Origin of the sequence: Mesorhizobium sp. M7A.F.Ca.US.002.01.1.1, assembly GCF_004022955.1 — a bacterium.
GTDB classification, from domain to species: Bacteria; Pseudomonadota; Alphaproteobacteria; order Rhizobiales; family Rhizobiaceae; genus Mesorhizobium; species Mesorhizobium ciceri.
The window spans coordinates 1-2,534 of sequence record NZ_RZQE01000669.1 but is presented as its reverse complement, the minus strand read 5'-3'; the positions used below and the strand labels follow the sequence as shown (position 1 = coordinate 2,534).

2 protein-coding genes and 1 pseudogene are annotated in these 2,534 nt (G+C 62.0%); 2 read left to right on the top strand and 1 reads right to left on the bottom strand.

What is annotated here, in order from left to right:
• Window positions 1-497: UTP--glucose-1-phosphate uridylyltransferase (locus tag EN932_RS33815; protein WP_164890774.1), on the bottom strand; the 497-nt coding region annotated here is incomplete at its 3' end.
• Between the two features lie 209 nt (window positions 498-706).
• Here EN932_RS33815 and EN932_RS33810 point away from each other — a divergent pair.
• Together EN932_RS33810 and EN932_RS33805 are read left to right on the top strand one after the other, a co-directional pair.
• Window positions 707-1,927, top strand: coding sequence for a lytic murein transglycosylase (locus EN932_RS33810; protein WP_027161398.1), 1,221 nt, complete (start codon window positions 707-709; stop codon window positions 1,925-1,927).
• A 128-nt stretch (window positions 1,928-2,055) separates the two neighbouring features.
• Window positions 2,056-2,534, top strand: a pseudogene (locus EN932_RS33805) (DUF459 domain-containing protein); the annotation flags it as partial.

Sequence of the window (2,534 nt, the reverse complement as noted above, 5' to 3'; positions counted from 1 at the left end):
GCGGGATCGCATTCCTGCACCGCGATGATGTTGTTGCCCGTCTCCTCGTAGAGCTCGACCATTGCCTTCGTGCAGCTCTTCTCCGACTGCATGATCATGTCAGGCAACAAAAGCGCGAAGGGTTCGTCGCCGACGAGCTCGCGGGCGCACCAGACGGCGTGGCCAAGTCCCATCGGCACCTGCTGGCGTGTGAAACTGGTCTGCCCCGGCGCCGGCTGCAGCCGCTGCAGGCGGGCGAGCTGGTCGTCCTTGCCGCGCTGGGCCAGCGTGTCATAGAGTTCGAACTGGATGTCGAAATGGTCCTCGATGACGGCCTTGTTGCGACCGGTGACGAAGATGAAATGCTCGATGCCGGCCTCGCGCGCCTCATCCACCACATACTGGATCACCGGCCGGTCGACGACGGTCAGCATTTCCTTGGGGACAGCCTTGGTGGCCGGAAGAAACCGTGTGCCGAGACCGGCGACCGGGAAGACTGCCTTGCGAACTCTCTTCATGCTTTCAATTATCCGTTTGAGGGCCAGCTCCGCAATCCCCGTTTCAAGACATTTTCACGCCGGAATTGGGGATTACTGGGAAACTGAGGGGAACGTCCACCGGTAAAGCTTCGAAGCGTCTTTTCGTTCCCGGTGGCACCTATGGTAAACTAATTCCTAACCTGGTTCGGCGATGAATGGTCTTTCCTGAGACAGAGAAGGAGGAAAAGATGTCCGTTCGCAATGCCGCAAAAATTTTTACCAGCGTCATGGCGGCAGCCAGCCTATCGCTCGCTCTGCTGATGCCTGGCCCCGCTTTCGCCGATGCCGGTTTCCGGCAATGGGTCGCCGGCTTCCGCGCCACCGCCGTGCAGAGCGGCGTTTCCGGCGCCCTCTACGACCAGGCCTTCAGGAACATCAGGGATATCGATCCCGTGGTGCTGGAAAAGGCGCGCACGCAGCCTGAATTCACGGCCCCTGCCTGGGACTATTTCGACAACCGCGTCCATGATCAGTCCGTCGCCGTCGGCCAGCAGATGGCCAGGAAATGGAAGCCGTGGCTGGATCGGATCGAGGCCAGGTTCGGCGTCGACCGTTACATCCTGCTGGCCATCTGGTCGATGGAATCGAATTATGGCGAGATCCTCAAGCGCGACGACATCATGCGCAACGTCGTGCGCTCGCTGGCGACCTTGGCCTACGCCGATCCGAAGCGGGCGAAATTCGCCCGCACACAGCTGATCGCCGCGCTGAAGATCCTGCAGACCGGCGACATCGACGAAAGCCATCTGAGCGGATCCTGGGCCGGCGCCATGGGCCACACCCAGTTCATCCCGACCAGCTATCTGCACTATGCCGTGGACATGGACGGCAATGGCAAGCGAGACATCTGGAATTCGATCCCCGATGCGCTGGCGACATCAGCCAATTTGTTGAAGAAGAATGGCTGGCAAGCCGGCAAGACCTGGGGCTATGAGGTCGCCTTGCCAGCCGGAAAACTTCCCGGCGGTTCCAAGACACTGTCGCAGTGGCAGGCGCTCGGCGTCGTCAGGGCCAACGGCAAGCCGTTCAAGAACGGCTCCGACAAGGCGACGCTGAAGGTGCCGGACGGCCGCAGCGGGCCAGCCTTCCTGATGATCAAGAATTTCACGGTCATCAAGGCCTACAACAACGCCGACAAATATGCGCTGGCCGTCGGCCTTCTTGCCGACGAAATCGCCGGCTCGAGCGGTCTGGTGCAGGACTGGAAGCGGCCTTTCACCAAGCTTACTTTCGAGGAAAGACAGGAGCTGCAGAAGCGGCTTTCCCAGCATGGCCTTTACGACGGCAAGTTCGACGGCAAGATCGGCGACGGCTCGAAGACTGCCATCATGGCCTTCCAGGCCAAGGCCGGCTTGACCCAGGACGGCTATCCGAGCATGGAAGTGCTGAAGTGGCTCCGGCAGAAATAGAGCCGCCTGCGGTGCCGCGCGGCCTTCCAGGCGCGCAAAGGACACTGTAGCAATCTGGTTGGCGCGGCATTTGCCGAGAAACCGATGCGGTTTTTCGGCAGGACTGCGCCAAGGGACGGAGGAAACGATTGGCTTCGGCTGCGCGCATCGCAGGGCTTGTTCGTCGCATGCCGGTGCTCGTCCTGGCCGTGGTCGTGCTTGCCGTCGGCGTTGCTGGCGCCTTTCATGCGCCGGCCATGGCGCAGGAGCAGCAAAACCGCGGCTGGTCGTTGCGCGACCTTTTGTTTCCGCGCCGCAGCGAGCGCATTGAGCCGCCGCTGGATATCCAGAAGCCGAGGCCCAGGCCCAAGGCGAAAAAACCCCGCGCCCCGCGCCCGCCCGCGGAACCGGAAATCCCGGTGGTCGACAAGGCGCCGGACGCCCGCACCGTCCTGGTGGTCGGCGACTTCATGGCGGCCGGCCTCGCCGAAGGCCTCGACACCGCTTTCGCAGAGAATGCCGGCGTCAGGATCGTCGTTCGCAGCAATGGCTCGTCCGGCTTCGTGCGCGATGATTTCTACACCTGGCCCGAACAGATCAAATCGCTGATCGAGACCGAAAACCCCGC